19 protein-coding genes are annotated in these 15,071 nt (G+C 59.7%); 10 read left to right on the top strand and 9 right to left on the bottom strand.

Annotated elements, in window-relative coordinates:
* Positions 1-168: 168 nt before the first annotated feature.
* A complete protein-coding gene (locus tag PMI35_RS06495) occupies positions 169-1,218 on the bottom strand; it encodes a substrate-binding domain-containing protein (RefSeq protein WP_008064035.1) in 1,050 nt (349 codons plus the stop codon).
* A 182-nt stretch (positions 1,219-1,400) separates the two neighbouring features.
* Between PMI35_RS06495 and PMI35_RS06500 the strand changes: the two genes are divergently transcribed.
* Genes PMI35_RS06500 through PMI35_RS06515 form a run of 4 tightly spaced genes read left to right on the top strand, consistent with a single transcriptional unit; the run spans position 1,401 to position 4,983 of the window.
* Positions 1,401-2,513 carry a fatty acid desaturase family protein gene (locus PMI35_RS06500; RefSeq protein ID WP_008064034.1) on the top strand — a complete coding sequence of 371 codons (1,113 nt, stop codon included), beginning with the start codon at positions 1,401-1,403 and terminating at the stop codon, positions 2,511-2,513.
* A 36-nt stretch (positions 2,514-2,549) separates the two neighbouring features.
* Entirely contained in the window at positions 2,550-2,870 is a 321-nt protein-coding gene (locus PMI35_RS06505) for a MocE family 2Fe-2S type ferredoxin (protein ID WP_007994296.1), read from the top strand.
* Positions 2,871-2,888: 18 nt separating this feature from the next.
* Positions 2,889-4,130: an NAD(P)/FAD-dependent oxidoreductase gene (locus tag PMI35_RS06510; protein WP_008064033.1), complete on the top strand. Its 1,242-nt coding sequence runs from the start codon at positions 2,889-2,891 to the stop codon at positions 4,128-4,130.
* Between the two features lies 1 nt (position 4,131).
* Positions 4,132-4,983, top strand: coding sequence for a hypothetical protein (locus PMI35_RS06515; protein ID WP_008064032.1), 852 nt, complete (start codon positions 4,132-4,134; stop codon positions 4,981-4,983).
* Between the two features lie 39 nt (positions 4,984-5,022).
* Here the strand turns inward: PMI35_RS06515 and PMI35_RS06520 are convergent, their stop codons facing one another.
* Both PMI35_RS06520 and PMI35_RS0133000 read right to left on the bottom strand, forming a co-directional pair.
* The gene (locus tag PMI35_RS06520; protein WP_008064031.1) at positions 5,023-5,259 is read right to left on the bottom strand and encodes a hypothetical protein; all 237 of its coding nucleotides are present in this window, start codon (positions 5,257-5,259) and stop codon (positions 5,023-5,025) included.
* A 231-nt stretch (positions 5,260-5,490) separates the two neighbouring features.
* Positions 5,491-5,694: a hypothetical protein gene (locus PMI35_RS0133000; RefSeq protein WP_032831964.1), complete on the bottom strand. Its 204-nt coding sequence runs from the start codon at positions 5,692-5,694 to the stop codon at positions 5,491-5,493.
* 242 nt (positions 5,695-5,936) lie between these two features.
* Between PMI35_RS0133000 and PMI35_RS06525 the strand changes: the two genes are divergently transcribed.
* On the top strand, positions 5,937-6,119 hold the full coding sequence (locus PMI35_RS06525; protein WP_008064030.1) for a hypothetical protein: 183 nt from the start codon (positions 5,937-5,939) through the stop codon (positions 6,117-6,119).
* 66 nt (positions 6,120-6,185) lie between these two features.
* Here PMI35_RS06525 and PMI35_RS35985 read toward each other — a convergent pair whose 3' ends face one another.
* Both PMI35_RS35985 and PMI35_RS06535 read right to left on the bottom strand, forming a co-directional pair.
* Positions 6,186-6,494, bottom strand: coding sequence for a hypothetical protein (locus tag PMI35_RS35985; protein ID WP_008064029.1), 309 nt, complete (start codon positions 6,492-6,494; stop codon positions 6,186-6,188).
* Positions 6,495-6,608: 114 nt separating this feature from the next.
* On the bottom strand, positions 6,609-7,346 hold the full coding sequence (locus PMI35_RS06535) for a metallophosphoesterase (RefSeq protein ID WP_008064027.1): 738 nt from the start codon (positions 7,344-7,346) through the stop codon (positions 6,609-6,611).
* Between the two features lie 167 nt (positions 7,347-7,513).
* Between PMI35_RS06535 and PMI35_RS34205 the strand changes: the two genes are divergently transcribed.
* The 4 genes from PMI35_RS34205 to PMI35_RS06545 all read left to right on the top strand — a co-directional run bounded on the left by PMI35_RS34205 (position 7,514) and on the right by PMI35_RS06545 (position 9,940).
* Positions 7,514-7,975, top strand: coding sequence for an anti-virulence regulator CigR family protein (locus PMI35_RS34205; protein ID WP_008064025.1), 462 nt, complete (start codon positions 7,514-7,516; stop codon positions 7,973-7,975).
* A 94-nt stretch (positions 7,976-8,069) separates the two neighbouring features.
* Entirely contained in the window at positions 8,070-8,558 is a 489-nt protein-coding gene (locus PMI35_RS34845; RefSeq protein WP_081504861.1) for a hypothetical protein, read from the top strand.
* Positions 8,559-8,773: 215 nt separating this feature from the next.
* The gene (locus PMI35_RS06540; protein WP_008064021.1) at positions 8,774-9,448 is read left to right on the top strand and encodes an NADPH-dependent F420 reductase; all 675 of its coding nucleotides are present in this window, start codon (positions 8,774-8,776) and stop codon (positions 9,446-9,448) included.
* Positions 9,449-9,460: 12 nt separating this feature from the next.
* Entirely contained in the window at positions 9,461-9,940 is a 480-nt protein-coding gene (locus PMI35_RS06545; protein WP_008064004.1) for a DUF6130 family protein, read from the top strand.
* 11 nt (positions 9,941-9,951) lie between these two features.
* Here the strand turns inward: PMI35_RS06545 and PMI35_RS06550 are convergent, their stop codons facing one another.
* Genes PMI35_RS06550 through PMI35_RS06560 form a run of 3 tightly spaced genes read right to left on the bottom strand, consistent with a single transcriptional unit; the run spans position 9,952 to position 13,905 of the window.
* Positions 9,952-11,985, bottom strand: coding sequence for an LTA synthase family protein (locus tag PMI35_RS06550; RefSeq protein ID WP_008064003.1), 2,034 nt, complete (start codon positions 11,983-11,985; stop codon positions 9,952-9,954).
* Between the two features lie 31 nt (positions 11,986-12,016).
* On the bottom strand, positions 12,017-12,610 hold the full coding sequence (locus tag PMI35_RS06555; RefSeq protein WP_008064001.1) for a hypothetical protein: 594 nt from the start codon (positions 12,608-12,610) through the stop codon (positions 12,017-12,019).
* The gene (locus PMI35_RS06560) at positions 12,607-13,905 is read right to left on the bottom strand and encodes a sialidase family protein (RefSeq protein WP_008063998.1); all 1,299 of its coding nucleotides are present in this window, start codon (positions 13,903-13,905) and stop codon (positions 12,607-12,609) included. Before PMI35_RS06560 ends, PMI35_RS06555 begins: the two co-directional genes overlap by 4 nt.
* 290 nt (positions 13,906-14,195) lie before the next feature.
* Here PMI35_RS06560 and PMI35_RS0132990 point away from each other — a divergent pair, with 290 nt between their 5' ends.
* On the top strand, positions 14,196-14,423 hold the full coding sequence (locus PMI35_RS0132990) for a hypothetical protein (RefSeq protein ID WP_008063996.1): 228 nt from the start codon (positions 14,196-14,198) through the stop codon (positions 14,421-14,423).
* A gap of 36 nt (positions 14,424-14,459) precedes the next feature.
* On the opposite strand, the gene PMI35_RS06565 is transcribed toward PMI35_RS0132990, so the two are convergent.
* Entirely contained in the window at positions 14,460-14,732 is a 273-nt protein-coding gene (locus PMI35_RS06565) for a hypothetical protein (protein WP_008063994.1), read from the bottom strand.
* Between the last annotated feature and the right edge of the window lie 339 nt (positions 14,733-15,071).

The following is a 15,071-nucleotide window of genomic DNA, read 5'->3' as shown; positions in this document are numbered from 1 at the left end:
TTTTTGGCGTTTGAAAAAGGGACTCGCCGTAAGGGCGAAACCATAAGCCGCCGTTACCGCAGCAATGGATATGTACTCAGACAACAATCTCCCAGAGGCTTTGATGCGGCATGGATCAACGGTGGTAGAGGCGCCGATGGCTCAGGGCGTCACGGAGCCGCTCCACCTTCAGCCTCGAGCGTTTTCCGAGGTCATGATCTGCAACGGAATATGCACTCGATGCCGGACCGGATCGAAGTCCGGCGTGGTCTGCAGTTCCACCAGCAAGTCCACCAGCGCTGCCGCCAGCAATCGCGGCTGGGAGTCGATCACCACGCTGATCAAGCCCTGAGCCAGAGCCTGGCGCGACAGCTCGGTCGATTCCTGCAGGATGCAACAGAGGTTCGGCCGCTTCGGTAACTGCGACAGGGCACTGATGATGCCATCGCCGCCCCCGCCGACCACGCACAAACCCCGCAAGTCGTCATGGCGCGCCAACAGTTCCAGCGTGGCTTCTTCGGTCACGTCACAGTTGTCCAGGTTGATCACCGCTTCGAGTGGCTTCAACCCGGGTGCGTGCTCCGCCAGGTAACTGTGCAGCCCCTCCACCCGCGCCTGATGGCCGAGAAACCGGTGGCCGCCCAGCAGTACTCCGACGCTGCCTTTCCGGCCACCGCAGGTATGCGCCAGCAGCCATCCCATGGTGCGCCCGACGACATGATTATCCTGGCCGACGTAAGGCTCATTTGCCGCCTCGTGGATGTCGGATAGCAGCGCGATCACCGGCACGCCCGCAGCCCTGATCTGGGCGATGGCGGCATTGATCAACGGGTGCGCGAAGCTGACCACCGCCAAGCCATCGCACTGCACCGCCAGTTGTTCGATCTGGGCAATGATGGCGCCGGGGGTGCGATCGAAAACGTACTCGAATTGACAGGTTAGGTTGGCGCCGGCCTGACGCTGCGCCGCTTCGGTGATGGCGGCGGCAACGTTGGCATAGAACGCCTGGGCGGTGCCCAGTAGCAGGATGCCGAAACGATAGCTGGGGCGCCGTTCGCGGATCCGCTGGCCGATCAGCCTGGCGGCGAAATAGCCGACCGCCTCGGCGGCCTGGAACACCTGCTCGGCGGTAGCCGGGTTCACCGCAGCCCTGGCATTGAGCACCCGGTCGACGGTGGCGACACTCAAGCCGGCACGCTCGGCGACAGTGGCGATGGTTGGGCGTTTAGTGTTGTTCATGGCGGCCCCCGCAAGCGCCTTGATAGAAAACTATCAAGCTTCAATGGGCCTGGATGATAGCTTGATAGGGAATGTATTCAAGGGCTTGAGGGCAATCTTTGGGCTCTCTATCGTTTCCCAGGCGATGTGATTGCACATCGATGCAAGTGCCTTAAACCATCAAGCTTGCGGAGAACAATAAAATGCCTGAACAACACGCAGCATCTGGAAAATCCGCTAAAGCCGTGCCTCGGGATTATCGGTTGACGGGGCCCGAAGCGGCTAAAGCCGCGCAAAAAGGCCTGGTCTCGGCCAACTGGTATCAATCCCCCATTCCCCGTAAACGCATGAAGGAGTTAATGCAGCGCCGCGACGGCCCGGCTTTGCGCGATACCGCGATCTGGCTGCTGGCGATGGTCGCGACCGGGTTCGGCGGTTATTGGTTCTGGGGTTCTTGGGCCTGTGTTCCGTTCTTCTTCGTCTATGGCCTGCTTTACGGGACCGCGTCCAATGCCCGTTGGCACGAAGCCGGTCACGGGACGGCGTTCAAAACCCGCTGGATGAATGATGCGGTCTACCAGCTGTCGAGCTTCATGTTCATGTTCGAACCCCAGGTCTGGCGCTGGAGCCACGCACGGCACCACACCGACACCATCATCGTCGGTCGCGACCCCGAGATTGTCGAGCCGCGTCCGCCGAGCCTGATCATGATGGTGCTGAGCCTCTTCAGGATGCCTTATGCAATCAAGACGATGTGGTCGGTGTGCCGGCATGCGACCGGGCGAATGGCTGAGGAAGAGCAGACCTTCATCCCCGAATCCGAGTGGCCCAAGGTGCAAAGGGACGCGCGCGTCTGGCTGGTGATCTATGGGCTTGTCGTGGGCGCGGCGCTGTATTCGCAGAGCTGGTTGCCGCTGATGTTCATCGGCCTTCCAACGCTCTATGGCGGCTGGCTTTCCTACCTGTTCGGCCTTACGCAGCATGTCGGTCTGGCCGAAGACGTGCTCGATCACCGCAGCAACTGCCGCACGATCTACATGAACCCGGTACTGCGTTTCATGTACCTCGACATGAACTATCACCTGGAACACCACATGTATCCGATGGTGCCTTTTCATGCGCTGGCGCAGCTTCACGAAGAAATCCGCCTCGACTGCCCGCCGCCTTACGCCAACCTGTATGAGGCCTTCCGGGAAATCATCCCGACGATCCTGAAACAGCGCAAAGACCCGAATTATCACATTCGCCGGCCTTTACCGCCGCGTGCAGAAGCTGCCGCAACCGTTCAGCCACCCGCTGAAACAACGGCGGCCTGACACCTTCCTGGCTGTACCACTACAAGAGAAAACGCCATGACCGATCAATGGATCGATGTCTGTGCCGTGGGCGAAATAAATGAAGAGGACGTCATTCGTTTCGACCATGGCCCGCACACCTATGCCGTCTACCGCAGCGCAGACGACGAGTTCTTCGCCACCGCAGGCCTGTGCACCCACGAGTCCATCCACCTCGCCGATGGCCTGGTGATGGAGCATGTCATCGAGTGCCCCAAGCACAACGGGCGCTTCGACTACCGCTCCGGCAAAGCCCTGGGTGCCCCGGTGTGCGTCAACCTCAAGACCTATCCGGTGCGGGTCGAGGCGGGGCGTGTCCTGCTCGCAATCACCGTTTAATTGCAGGGAGTCTGCGCCATGAGTTCCATCAATGCTCCACTGGTCATCGTCGGCGCCGGGCACGCGGGTGGCCGCGCGGCGCTGACCCTGCGGGCTGAAGGTTATCGCGGTCGCCTGATCCTGATCGGCGACGAATCCCACCCGCCCTACGAACGTCCGCCGCTGTCCAAAGGCTTGTTACAGGGTACCGTTGAACTGGCGGCTTGCAGCTTGTGCGATAGCGCCCAACTCGCCGAACTGGACATCGAGCACCTGGCCGGCAACCCGGTGCAAAAACTCGACCCGGCGCAGCATCGATTGCAGTTGGCCGACGGCAGTTGGTTGTCTTACGCCCGTCTGTTGCTCGCAACCGGGGGCAGGGCGCGGCTGCTGCCCTCGGTGCCCGGGCATCTGCCCAACGTCCTTTATCTGCGCACCCATGACGAGGCGGTCGCACTGCGTGATTCGCTGCGGCCAGACGCCCGACTGGTGATTATCGGCGGTGGCTTTATCGGCCTTGAAGTCGCCGCGACAGCCCGTGCCCTGGGTTGCACGGTGACCTTGCTCGAAGCCGGGCCGCGCCTGGCAGGTCGTGTGCTGCCGGAGCGATTGTCCAGTGTCCTGCTGGAACTGCATCGCCGTCAGGGCGTGGATGTTCGGCTGAGCGTGGCGATTGAAACGGTGCAGGGCTTAACCCGCGCTGAAGCCGTGCAACTGGTCGACGGCCAGCTGTTGCCCTGCGACCTGGTCGTGGTGGGCATCGGCATGCAACCCAACACCGACCTGGCCGTGGCTGCCGGGTTGGAAGTGGGTCAGGGCATTCGCGTCGATGCGCAGCTGCGTACCAGTGCGCCGGACATCTTTGCAGCAGGCGATGTCTGTGAATTTCCTCTGCACCCGCAAGGGGGATTCCAGCGTCAGGAAACCTGGCGCAACGCCGAAACCCAGGGCCGTCACGCCGCGCTGAACCTGCTGGGGGGCGAGCGACCGTTCGAGGTCATTCCCGGCTTTTGGTCCGATCAGTACGACTGGGGGCTGCAAACCGTAGGCGCCATCGCCAACACTGAACCGACGGCGAGCCGGGCAACCCCGGGCGGTGGTTTCCTGTTGTTCTACCTCGATGCCGAACAACGCCTGCGAGGGGCTTGCGGCTGGGGTCAGGGCAATGGCGTGGCCAAGGACATCAAATTGTGCGAACGGCTGATCGCCAGCCAAACCGCGCTCTCGGTGGTCGCTTTAGCCGATGCCGATATATCGCTCAAGCAATTGTTGAGGAACTGACATGCGCGAATTCCTGGTGTTTCAGTCCTTGTGGGCCATGCAAGATCACCGTGGCCAATGCGACCTTTCCCTTGAAGCGCAACTGGAGAAAATCGCCGCCGCCGGTTTCGACGGGATCACCGACCATTTCTGGGTGGCACCACAGGCGGCACGCCTGAGCGCCGCGGCCAGGGCGCAAGGCCTGCAAATCGAAGGTCAACTGTTCCCCCGGACCGTGGATGATCTGGCGGCCGCGCTCGATGTCGTCTCCCGCTACGGCTGCCACCACCTCACGCTACAGGCAGACGTCCGACCGCGTACGCTGGCGCAAGCCATCGAGCTGATCGAAGGCTGGCAACGTCTGGCCGAGCAGGTGGACTTTCCAATCCTGCTGGAGACCCACCGATATCGCCTCACCAGCGACCTGTTGTTCACCCTCGACATTCTCGCGCAAATGCCTGATCTCAAGCTGTTGGCCGACTTGTCCCACTACGTCGTGGGCCGGGAATTGCCTGAGTCGGCTACCGCTGAAGACGAGGAACAGATCCTTGCCATCCTGCGCCACAGTTGGGGTTTTCACGGTCGGGTCGCCAACGGCGAGCAGGTCCAGGTGCCCTTGAGCTTCGCCCGGCATCGACCCTGGCTGGACCGGTTCCTGGGCTGGTGGCGCTACGGAATCGAGGATTGGCTGGCCCGACCAGACACGCCCGCCAGCCTGTCTTTCACCTGCGAACTCGGCCCGCCGCCTTATGCGATCACGGGGGCAGATGGGCATGACATCACGGATCGCTGGGCGGAGGCATTGATGTTGAAGGAGCTGATGCGTGGGGTCTGGAACGATTGCCAAGTGAGATCGGCTGCTTCAAAAGTTTGATTTCACTGATCCGATCAACGATTGCCGCGAGCATGGACTTCAGTCTTCAGGGTCAGTCTCTTCTTCAGGTTTACACCGGGCAATCAGCTCTGCGAGGGTTTCGGCTATGAAGTTCGCGTTTCCGGTAATCACCGCCAGATTTTCCTCGATACGGTTGGACACTTGCGAAGCGCCGCGCTGATCAATCCAGATGCTGATCTCCTCAACGGCGCAGCTCAAGGCCATGATGTTCTGGTTGAGACGATAGAGCAGGGCGGGGGTGGGATCGTCAGGCATGGCCGTTCCTCCAGAGGGTGGGCCTCCTTTATGTGAGGAAAGCTTAGCAGGCAAAATGTCTCGCATGACCTGGGCGAAGGATCCAAGGCGCGACCGCAAAAGAAAAAGCCCGACACTGGGTCGGGCTTTCCAATCACGTAGCCAAATCCCTTTGGCTGACTGCAGTGTGCATGGCAAGTGTGACGAAGGCGTGACGGGAGTGTGCACATCACGTGCAGGCCAGATTTTGTCTCAATGGAGAGTCTTGCGACTCTCTCCAATCCTGATCCGGTCAAGCGCCCGGTTCAATGCGTCCAAGGCATCGAGGAGGGCTTTGGCCTCAGCTTCCCTGTCATCCCCCCATAATCGTTCAGCCATTTTGTTCAGGGCCTGGATAGCTCTTTCAATGTCCGCAGCAGTTGCTGTTGGAGTTTCTGTCTGGCGCTTCTTTGACATGGTCAAAATTTCTGTAGTAAGGGATCGACAACGCCGACGATCCTGAATTTTCGGCGCACATCCCATAAGGATAAGCTGGGTTGCTGTCAGGTGGTGCCGAATTCATCCTTGAATCCCCATGATGCCTTGCAAGGCCGCCACGTGGCATAGTTGCGAGCAGGATCAGAGAGATTCGGTTTGTAGAGTTTTGCAAAAGGCGCTCCGGTGCCCTACGCGCAATTTAGTCAATGCAGGAAATGTAGATGAGCGATGAGATTGATATTCCAGAGCCCGAGCACGACCATCTGCTCGATCACGAATTCCACGATGAGGAAACCTGGGTTGAAGTAGACGCTCAAGGCATTCTTGACGATGAAGACGAAGAAGAGGATGACCTGGACTACCTTGATTCGATTGATCAAGAAGACCAGGACGACAATATCTAACAGTTTGAGGAATCCGGGACTTAAAAAAGCCCGCGCTGAGCGGGCATCTGAATGTTCCGAACCGATTCAGGCACCTGATTCAGGGTCGCTCGCGGGCAAGCCGCGAGCCTCCTTGTCATTTTCGTCCTGATCGTTCATTTGTGGGGCGGCGTCAGGATAGTCGACGCGACCGCTTTGTCCTGCGACCGGATGCTCACCCGACACTGAGTCATTGGCATTCACATCTGTCATCTCTTCATCGACAGGCGCTTCATCGTCCGGCGGCAATGGCACCTCGTGCTCATCCTTCCTTGGGTCATGGCCGGTTTCGTTGTCCGTTGTCCGTGTTACGTCCTGCTGCGACCTGTTGCCCAGTGCATTCTCGTCAATGTCCATGCTGGTTCTCCGTTCTGATGCGCGGGATGTCCGTGCTTGTACATGAGAGACAGCGGCGCATTGCGAGTGCCGGGCTTTGGACGAACGGCGAGTCTGGTCTAGACCGGAAGGCTTTCAACACTCCCAATCGAAACCCGGTTCAGGATCAATCGGCGGGTAGCACTCCAGCGTTGCGATATCCAGCAATGTGAAATGACCGTCCATCCAGCCGCCTGTGTCGATGTGGTACACGTTGCCGAGCACTACAGCTTGCTTGAGTGGAGTATGGCCGACTACCAGGGCGCGAAGTCCTTCGACGCCTCCGCTGTCCCCGATCTGGATCCGGGTGCGTGACCACATGCAGCGCAGCTGCACCAGTCGCAGCTGCTTGTCGCTTTCAGGCGATTCGAGTTCGTTGCGCAGCAGATCCCATGACGGCACGGGACAATCGGCGTGAATGATCCCGACCAGTCCACCAGGCGTCTCGATCTCGATGGCAATCGGCAGCTCGGCGAACTGCAGCGCGAACGCTTGCTGCTCGAACGGAGACAGCTCGGTGAACCATGACCCGCCGTTGCAGATCCAGCTGAAGACGTCGCACGTGTCGAAGTGCACCACAAAGTCGTCATGGTTGCCGCACACCGGGTGAAACCATGGCTTGGCAAGCCAGCCCAGGGCGTCTCGGCACTCGGGTCCACGATCGATCAGGTCTCCGACACTGAACAGGCGGTCGACGGCAGGATCGAAACCGACCGTATCCAGCGCAGCCTGCAACCGGGTGAAGTGGCCATGAATGTCACCAGCCGCGAAATCCCGACCAGCGGTGTTTGCAGCGAAGCGCTGGATGCGCGGCACCTCGATGGTTGGGGTCATGGGGTACTCCGGTGCGGCAGAAGGCGTTGCTTTTGTGACTGCTCGATCATCCCTTTAGCATGCGCCAGGGTTGTGGCCTGTGTCACAGTGGTTTGTTTAAAAATTGGCATGGCTTCGCTTCGAAGCGTCTACATTCGAGGGAGTATTCCCTTATCGAGAGAATGGATATGTCCATACATCGCTCATTGATTGCCGCTATTGCCTGTGTTGCATTGGTTTCTGGCTCCGCGCCGGCATTGGCCGATCCAGGTAATGGCAAGGGGCAGGGAAATGCAAAGGGCAATTCGCCAAACAGCCAGGAGCATGGCAACCAGGGCAGCAAAGGAAAGCATTCAGGGGGCGGTGATTGGGATAATGGCCCCAGCATCAATCGGGGAAGCATTATTGGCATTGTCGACGGGCATCGGGACTACTGGAGCCCCGGACCTGCGTTACCACCCGGCATTCAAAAGAACCTCGCCCGCGGTAAACCGCTGCCGCCGGGGATTGCCAAAAAACTCGATGGCCGGCTGATCGGCAGTCTGCCTCATTATGACGGGTATGAATGGCAGCAGGCGGGTACCGACTTGATTCTGGTGGCGATTGCTACCGGTCTTATCTATGAGGTGCTCAACGGCGCTTTCGATTGACGATGGCTGGCGCATCCCGTCCGTCGTGGGACTTGAACTGTCAGGGTTTTTACGCGTCATAAGGTACGCGAAATCAACCCTCACGGAAGCTACCATGCTTTTTAAAAACAAGAGTCTCGTTGCTGTAATGTCATTCGCCATGATGCTTGCAGCCGCCCCGTTACTCCCTGCTGACCTGTCCATCATGAACGCCGCCTATGCCAAAGAAGGTGGTGGTGGTGGTGGTGGTGGTGGTGGTGGTGGTGGCGGAAATGGCGGTGGCCATGGCGGCGGAAACGGCGGTGGTCATGGCGGCGGTAATGGTGGCGGTCACAGCGGTTCCGGTCACTCTGGCAGTAACGGCCGCGGCGAGGGTTTGAGCAGTGATCATGCTGGCAAGGCGGTTCGCGACCATGGCATAAGTGGCAACCATTTCGGCAGTGATCGTAATAGTGACAAGGGTCACGGCACCACGACTTCGGGCATTGCACACTCCAAAGACACGCGCGGCATCGATAAAGCCAGGGCAATTTCGACATCGACGCCGGGAGATCACAACTCGAAGGGACTGAGTAAAGCCGGCGCGCCCAAAAAATCCCATTGAGCAGAAACTGCCAGGCAAGCGACTTTCTAGCGGCCAGGTTTCTACAAAAAAATCCCGGAGACGTCCTGTCTCCGGGATTTTTTTTGTAACGCAGGGCGGTAAGCGTTTTACCCAGCGCCCTCGAGGATCAGCAATAAGCAGCTAGTCTTCACCTTGGTGTTGCAGGCTCTTGCCGTGTGGACAGGAGACTGCTTTCCAACGCAGGAGCGCAGCGTATGTCCAGAATCCTCATTTTGATGTTCGCCGGCATGGTCATGTGCGCCAGCCAGGTGATGGCGGACACCCTCAAGATCGGCGTCATCGGCTCCGGTAACGTCGGCGGCACGCTGGGTACGCTCTGGGTAAAGGCCGGGCACTCGGTGATGTTTTCCTCACGCCACCCCGAGGAGCTGACGGATCTGGTCAAGAGCGCCGGCCCCAACGCCCAGGCGGGCTCGGTGAGCGATGCCGCGGCATGGGGCGAGGTGATCGTGTTGAGTGTTCCCTATGGCGCGATGCCAGAGTTGTCCGAACAGCTCCAGGGCAAGCTGGACGGCAAGGTGGTGTTGAGCACCAGCAACCCGTTCAGCGGCCGTGACGCAGAGGTCGGGCGCAAGGCGCTGGAGATGGGCGTCGCCACGGCGGACCAGCAATATCTGCCCGGCATACGCCTGGTGCGGGCATTCAACGCCATAGGCTATGCCTCGATGAAAGACCAGTCGGGCAAAGACCAGGCGATTGCGGTTTTCGCCGACGACGCCCAGGCCCGGGACATGGGCGCCCGGTTGGTGCGCGACGCCGGTTTTTTACCGGTGATTTTCCCGCTGGCGCGAGCCAATGAAGGTTTGCCGGGCGGCCCGCTCAGCGGCCTTTGGAGCGAAGCCGAACTCAAGCGCAAGCTGGGTCCTTGAGAGGAAAACGTCATGCCTCCCGGAAAACTGTTGGTCCTTGCCTGGGGTGTGTTGTTTTGCACGGCAGCGTTCGGTCAAGGGGCGGCAGACACCGATCACCCACCGGCAATACTGCCATTGGAATCCGAGACGGCCCCAAGACTTATTGCCTATCCGCCGCTTGCCGAGCCGCTCGCCCGCGGCGTGGTCATTATCCAGTATCGGACAGAGCAGGCCAGGATCATGCCGGTATTCGGCAAGGCGGCTGCCGATGTATCCCCACGTTTGGGTCACCTTCACGTGACCGTCGACGACTGGAAGGGTACATGGGCGCACACCAGTGAAGACCCGATCATCCTGGTCGGACTGACTCCCGGCGCCCACAAGGTTCTGCTTGAAGTGGCCGACCCGACGCACAGGATCCTCACCAGCACGACAGTGAGTTTTACGGTTCCGGACAAGCAACCCGCTGCCACCCCTCACGCTGACGATGGTCGTGCGGTAAAACCGTAATCGTCGACGGGTTACTGGCGTACGTTCTGGTAAAGCATCAACCGCGAAGTTTCATGCATGGCGCGGGTCAACCGTGACAGTCGCTTGAACTCCTCGGGGTTTTGCTCGGCGACGTTGTCCAGCGGCGTCGGTGAGGCCAGGTCGTGCAGGGTTGGCGAGCTGCCGTCGTGCTCCATCTGCACCATGTAGTGTTGCGTCACGCCGGCAATCAGCGGGAAGGTGCCTTCACGCAACACCAGTGGCACCACACGTTCGCCTTCGGGCGCGGGCTGCTGGATATCGCGGCCCATGCCGCTGTTGCGAAACTCCAGGCCGGCCATGCCCGCTACGGTTGGCAGCAGGTCCACCAGGCCGACGGCTTCCTCGACCTTGCGCGTCCCGATCAGGCCTGGCGCGTGGATGATCATCGGTACCGCGTTGCTTTCCAGGCCCAGTTGCTCGTAGGCCGGTGCCAGGAAGGGGATCTGGGCGATACGGGTGTTGTGGTCGCCAAACAGCACAAAAATGGTGTTTTCGTACCAGCCGCCGGCCTTGGCAATTTCCATCAGGCGTCCGATGTTGAAGTCCAGTAGGCGCACGGCGTTGTATTGCTCGACACTGCGCGAGCCAGCCGCCTGGACTTGTTCCAGGGTAGGGTGCTTGACCTCGAACCCGTCATTGCTCTTTGGAATCGTGAAGGGGCGATGGTTGCCGGCCGTTTGCACGTAGGCGAAGAACGGTTTGTCCTTGGGCAGCGCTTGCAGGATCTGGTCGGTTTCCTTGAACAGGTCCAGGTCCGAGATGCCCCACACATCCACCACCGGTGATTTCCAGTCGCGTTCGTCGAACAGGCGAACGCCGTCGATGCTTTGCCGGATCAGGGCATTCATGTTGGCCCAGCCGGAGTTACCGCCAATGGTGTAGATCTTGTCGTAGCCGGTGAAGGCATTGATCAGGGTGTTCTGCCGGGTGATCAATGGGTTTCGCGTCGCGGTTTCCTGTCGGGTGACGTCAGGTACCCCGGTAATGCTGGCCCAGACGGTTTTGGCCGTGCCCGTGACCGGTACATAGAAGTGCTTGAAGAACCAGCTCTGCGTGGCCAGGCGATCGATATTGGGCGTTGGGTTGATCGGGTTGCCATAGGCCCCGACGGCGCTGGTGCCCAGCGACTCGAGCATGACGAACATCACGTTCGGTGGTCGAGAGCCGTTGATCTTGTAGGGTTGTGGCGCCTGGTGGCGAACGAAGTCGAGGGTCTGCGGATCAGGTTTGTCGACGCCCAGATAGTGGGCCATCACTGCGTAATGTTCGCGCACCTGTGCTTCGTCATAGCGCGACTGGCCGACCTTGACGGTGTCGTAGAAAAAAATCACCGGGTTCAGGCCCAGCGCGGCGATCTGGTTATTGCCTGAGAAGAACGCATCGCTCCAGCGCAGCGGCACAGGGTTTTCGAGGTTCAGGTGTTCGACACGACCCAGGATACCCAGCAGCACCAGCACCACCATCACCGCACCGCCCCATGTCGCGGAGAGCGGGTGAATGGTTTGGCGCGGGCGGTCCAGCGTGACGCGTTCCAGACGCACCAGGGCCAGTGTCGCCAACGCGACGGTTGCCAGCCAGCCCAGTGAGATCCAGATGACCGGGTAGGTTTGCCAGACCATGTCACGGGATATTTGCGCATCCTCGATGAAGCGCAGCACCGTGGCATTGATCCTCACGCCGAGGTAGGCGTAGTGGCCAAAATCGATGATGTAGATCAGCAGCACAGCGCTGAGGACGGCGACCAGGTAAAGGCGGGCGATGCCGCGCAGGAGGCGGCTGCGGACAAGGTTCCAGCGCGGGATCCAGGCCAGCAACGCCAGCGGCAGCATGACCAGGATGGCCAGGCGCAAATCGAACCGAAAGCCGATGCCCAGGGTTGTCAGCACATGATCGTCGCCCAGGGCTTTGGCGTCGAAACCGGAAAAGCCGAAAAAGAACACCACCCGCAGCAGTGCAAACAGCACAAAGGCGATCGCTGTTGCGCCCAGCCAGTAATGCAGACGTCTCGATTTCAGCCAGCCCATGCCAGTTTCCTTATTAAGATTTCGTTGAATTTCAAGCGCCGCGCAGGGTGATGAGCCGGCGATACGCCCAGCGCGCCCCTAGTATCAGCAGCGCCAGGCAGCAATACAGGCCCAGCAGCGGATCGACCAGGTAATCCCAATAGTTGTGGGAAGGCTTGATCCCGACGAGGAAGGCCAGGGTCGCGCAGGTCAACATCACCACGGCCAGGTAATGACGCAGGTAAAACAGGCCCAGCGTCATCAGTGCGACGAACAACAACAGGGGCCGCGGGCTGTAACCCCGCCGGTAAGGGTCCAGGTCACTCAGGCCCAGGGTTGCCGGGTACAGCACCAGGGCCAGCGCGGCGAAGAGGATCAATACGCTGGCTTGACCCTGCCGCTCAGGCGGCAACACACCCAGCCTGCGTAAACACCCCCATGCCATGAACACCAATGAGGTGATCGCAAGGTCATCGATATGGCTGCGCAGGTAAGCGGCCAGCGACAACCCGCCCAGCGGTATGAAGCTGGCGGCCAGCAAGGCAAGCAGCAGGGCGATACGCCAGCCCCTGTTCAGGCCAAAAGACGGCAGCAACAGGAAGATGATCATCGCGAAGCTGGCATGGGCCTGCCACAGATTAATCATTGGAGACGCTCGGCCAGCCAGGCATCGTTGAAGGTGACGTGCTTGATGAAGGTGTTGTTCCAGGAATACACCAGGTGATACATCCCGTCGGGACTGCGGATGAAGTAGGGGTACTCATATTCAAACTCACATTCCTGGCTTTTACACACACGTTTGTCGAGGTTGGCGAGGAATTGCGCCTCCAGCGCCTGGCGCAGCTTGCCACTGGAACCACGAAACTGTTTGCCGATGATTTCCTTGTAGACCAGGGGTGTATACGGATCGCCTTCTGGATCCGGTGATTTGTCCAGGTCGTGCAACAGGCGCCAGTCGTCCATTTTCGCATCGGTGACATACAGGCTCAGCTTGAAACGCCCCTCCTGCAGGTCATTGAGCGCTACCAGCAACCCGCGGTCTGGCGTGGCAACGGCTGCCAACGAGGAATTGGGATTCGAAGGAACCAGCGGATAAGGTTCGCTCCAGTTTTGCCCGGCGTCTTCCGTGCGGCTCGCCAGGACCCGGTGGTGGGTGTCACCGGCATAACGCAACAAGGCGATGCCGCGCTGGCCATCCAGCGGAACGATCGCCGGCTGTAATGAGTTGTTGCCGTGGCTGATGCGGAATTTATCGATCACCACACCGTCAGCGCTCAAGTACAGGTATTCGGCAAACTTGCCGAGGAATTCGTGGTAGACCGGCAGGCCGATGGAGCCGTCGGCGTGAAACACCGGTGCCGACCGGACCAGGGTGCTGATGTTCAGGAACGGTGACGTGATCAATTGGCGCGGCGCCGACCAATGCCCGCCAAAGTCGTCTGAAACCATCACATTGACCGCGCTACCGGCCCAGCCGCCCATGGATACGGAAACGTAGAACAGCCACAGGCGGTTGTCCGGCGCGAGGGCAATGACCGGGTTGCCGAGTTTGCGGATGTACTTGCGCGTGCTTTGCTGGGTCGAGTCCCGGGTCGCCATGACCTGTTCCTCCCCCCACTCGCCAGTACTCAGGTTGAAACGGGCGGAGCGCACCTGCACATCGGCTGCGCCTTCGCGGGTGCCGGCGAACCAGACCGCCATCAGGCTACCGTCAGGCAAGGCAGTGACCGCCGCGGAATGCACGAAATCCACCAGCCCGGAGGAGGCGAAACGGCTGGTATAGATGGGCTTGACTTCCTTGTCCGCCACAGCCGAGGCCGGATTGATCAGGGCAAAGGGCGAATGCTCGGGGGCCGGGTGGGTGATCCATGCAGCCGCGAACAGGCAAACCAGGGCAAAGTAGATGCCGAATGCAGGAATGCCGGGAAATTTGATGCGCATGATTGAGCCTTTGGCATTTCAAGGCCCATTAGAACACTCAACCCCATACTTTAGTACATTATTGGATTGTAAGAATTTTTGTTGCGCAGGCTGTATTCTGCAAGTTGAGTGAGCGCTCCGAGGGCGATTTTTTTCAGGGTCGAAAAAGCCCGCGCCACGCGCACATCTGCCTGTTGCATTTGCCAACGGAATCATTGAGTTACTGAATGGTCATAGACAGGGTTTCAACGCCATGGGGGATTTCCTACGGCCGAAGCCCTCTCACCCCCCCGAACCTTCAGGATGCTCAAATGAAACGCGCAGTAATGATGACCCTGGCCCTTTCCAGCCTGCTCTTGCTGGGAGGCTGCGGACCTCACTGGGATGACGGAGAAAGGTACGGTCGATATCACGATCACGATCATCGCCGTGGCTATGACCGGGATGACGATGATCGAGGGTATGACCATCGATACGATCGTCGTGACGATGACCGCGACAACCGTCGTTATCGCGATCGTGACGACCGGGACGACTGATACACCGGGGTCTTTTGAAAGAGGGGTAGGGGTTGGTCAGCTTCCCGACTTGCTACCCCTTTGATTCTCCCCGTCATCCTCCGATGCTGCGTCTTTCTTTATGGCGTGCGCGTCGGCGCCGGCGTTTGAACCCGCCGCTTCCTCACCTTTTTTATCGGCCTTTTCCTCGTTGGATTCAGGTTGGTTGAGCCCGGGAAGTGCCGAAGGTGGAATCGTTGCATCCTCGGTTGTTTTCTCGCTGGCCTGCACGTAAAGCGGCGAGGCCGACAGCAAGCCCGTGAGCATGAGGGTGGCAAGGGTTATGTTCATCGTTGGAGTCTTCCGTGCGAGGGGATGTACTGCATTGGAAGGCCGACTCATGGGAAGGTGCGTAGTGGCGGACGAGCGGCAAGGCGAGGGGAGTCGTACGAGTTTCTCTTTATGGGGGCTTTCTTGTCTGGGCGACGCATCGCAGCGATGACGGCCTGACAGCCGACCGATCTCTCGCGGCTGTGCCCGATCTACTGTGGGAGCGAGCCTGCTCGCGAAGGCGGCCTCATAGCCGACCAATCTCTTTCAGGTGTACATATCCATTCCTGCGGTAACGGCGTCTGGCGGTTTCGCTTTTACAGCGAGTCACTTGGAAGAGCCCCAAGTAACCAAGGGCTC

Source organism: Pseudomonas sp. GM78 (assembly GCF_000282475.1).
Lineage (GTDB): Bacteria > Pseudomonadota > Gammaproteobacteria > Pseudomonadales > Pseudomonadaceae > Aquipseudomonas.
This window is presented reverse-complemented; position numbering and strand designations above follow the sequence as displayed.

What these genes read in the sequence shown, in the direction of transcription:
- PMI35_RS06495 (WP_008064035.1), bottom strand. Translation starts at nt 1,218, where the DNA reads ATGAACAACACTAAACGCCCAACCATCGCCACTGTCGCCGAGCGTGCC.
- PMI35_RS06500 (WP_008064034.1), top strand. Translation starts at nt 1,401, where the DNA reads ATGCCTGAACAACACGCAGCATCTGGAAAATCCGCTAAAGCCGTGCCT.
- PMI35_RS06505 (WP_007994296.1), top strand. Translation starts at nt 2,550, where the DNA reads ATGACCGATCAATGGATCGATGTCTGTGCCGTGGGCGAAATAAATGAA.
- PMI35_RS06510 (WP_008064033.1), top strand. Translation starts at nt 2,889, where the DNA reads ATGAGTTCCATCAATGCTCCACTGGTCATCGTCGGCGCCGGGCACGCG.
- PMI35_RS06515 (WP_008064032.1), top strand. Translation starts at nt 4,132, where the DNA reads ATGCGCGAATTCCTGGTGTTTCAGTCCTTGTGGGCCATGCAAGATCAC.
- PMI35_RS06520 (WP_008064031.1), bottom strand. Translation starts at nt 5,259, where the DNA reads ATGCCTGACGATCCCACCCCCGCCCTGCTCTATCGTCTCAACCAGAAC.
- PMI35_RS0133000 (WP_032831964.1), bottom strand. Translation starts at nt 5,694, where the DNA reads ATGTCAAAGAAGCGCCAGACAGAAACTCCAACAGCAACTGCTGCGGAC.
- PMI35_RS06525 (WP_008064030.1), top strand. Translation starts at nt 5,937, where the DNA reads ATGAGCGATGAGATTGATATTCCAGAGCCCGAGCACGACCATCTGCTC.
- PMI35_RS35985 (WP_008064029.1), bottom strand. Translation starts at nt 6,494, where the DNA reads ATGGACATTGACGAGAATGCACTGGGCAACAGGTCGCAGCAGGACGTA.
- PMI35_RS06535 (WP_008064027.1), bottom strand. Translation starts at nt 7,346, where the DNA reads ATGACCCCAACCATCGAGGTGCCGCGCATCCAGCGCTTCGCTGCAAAC.
- PMI35_RS34205 (WP_008064025.1), top strand. Translation starts at nt 7,514, where the DNA reads ATGTCCATACATCGCTCATTGATTGCCGCTATTGCCTGTGTTGCATTG.
- PMI35_RS34845 (WP_081504861.1), top strand. Translation starts at nt 8,070, where the DNA reads ATGCTTTTTAAAAACAAGAGTCTCGTTGCTGTAATGTCATTCGCCATG.
- PMI35_RS06540 (WP_008064021.1), top strand. Translation starts at nt 8,774, where the DNA reads ATGTCCAGAATCCTCATTTTGATGTTCGCCGGCATGGTCATGTGCGCC.
- PMI35_RS06545 (WP_008064004.1), top strand. Translation starts at nt 9,461, where the DNA reads ATGCCTCCCGGAAAACTGTTGGTCCTTGCCTGGGGTGTGTTGTTTTGC.
- PMI35_RS06550 (WP_008064003.1), bottom strand. Translation starts at nt 11,985, where the DNA reads ATGGGCTGGCTGAAATCGAGACGTCTGCATTACTGGCTGGGCGCAACA.
- PMI35_RS06555 (WP_008064001.1), bottom strand. Translation starts at nt 12,610, where the DNA reads ATGATTAATCTGTGGCAGGCCCATGCCAGCTTCGCGATGATCATCTTC.
- PMI35_RS06560 (WP_008063998.1), bottom strand. Translation starts at nt 13,905, where the DNA reads ATGCGCATCAAATTTCCCGGCATTCCTGCATTCGGCATCTACTTTGCC.
- PMI35_RS0132990 (WP_008063996.1), top strand. Translation starts at nt 14,196, where the DNA reads ATGAAACGCGCAGTAATGATGACCCTGGCCCTTTCCAGCCTGCTCTTG.
- PMI35_RS06565 (WP_008063994.1), bottom strand. Translation starts at nt 14,732, where the DNA reads ATGAACATAACCCTTGCCACCCTCATGCTCACGGGCTTGCTGTCGGCC.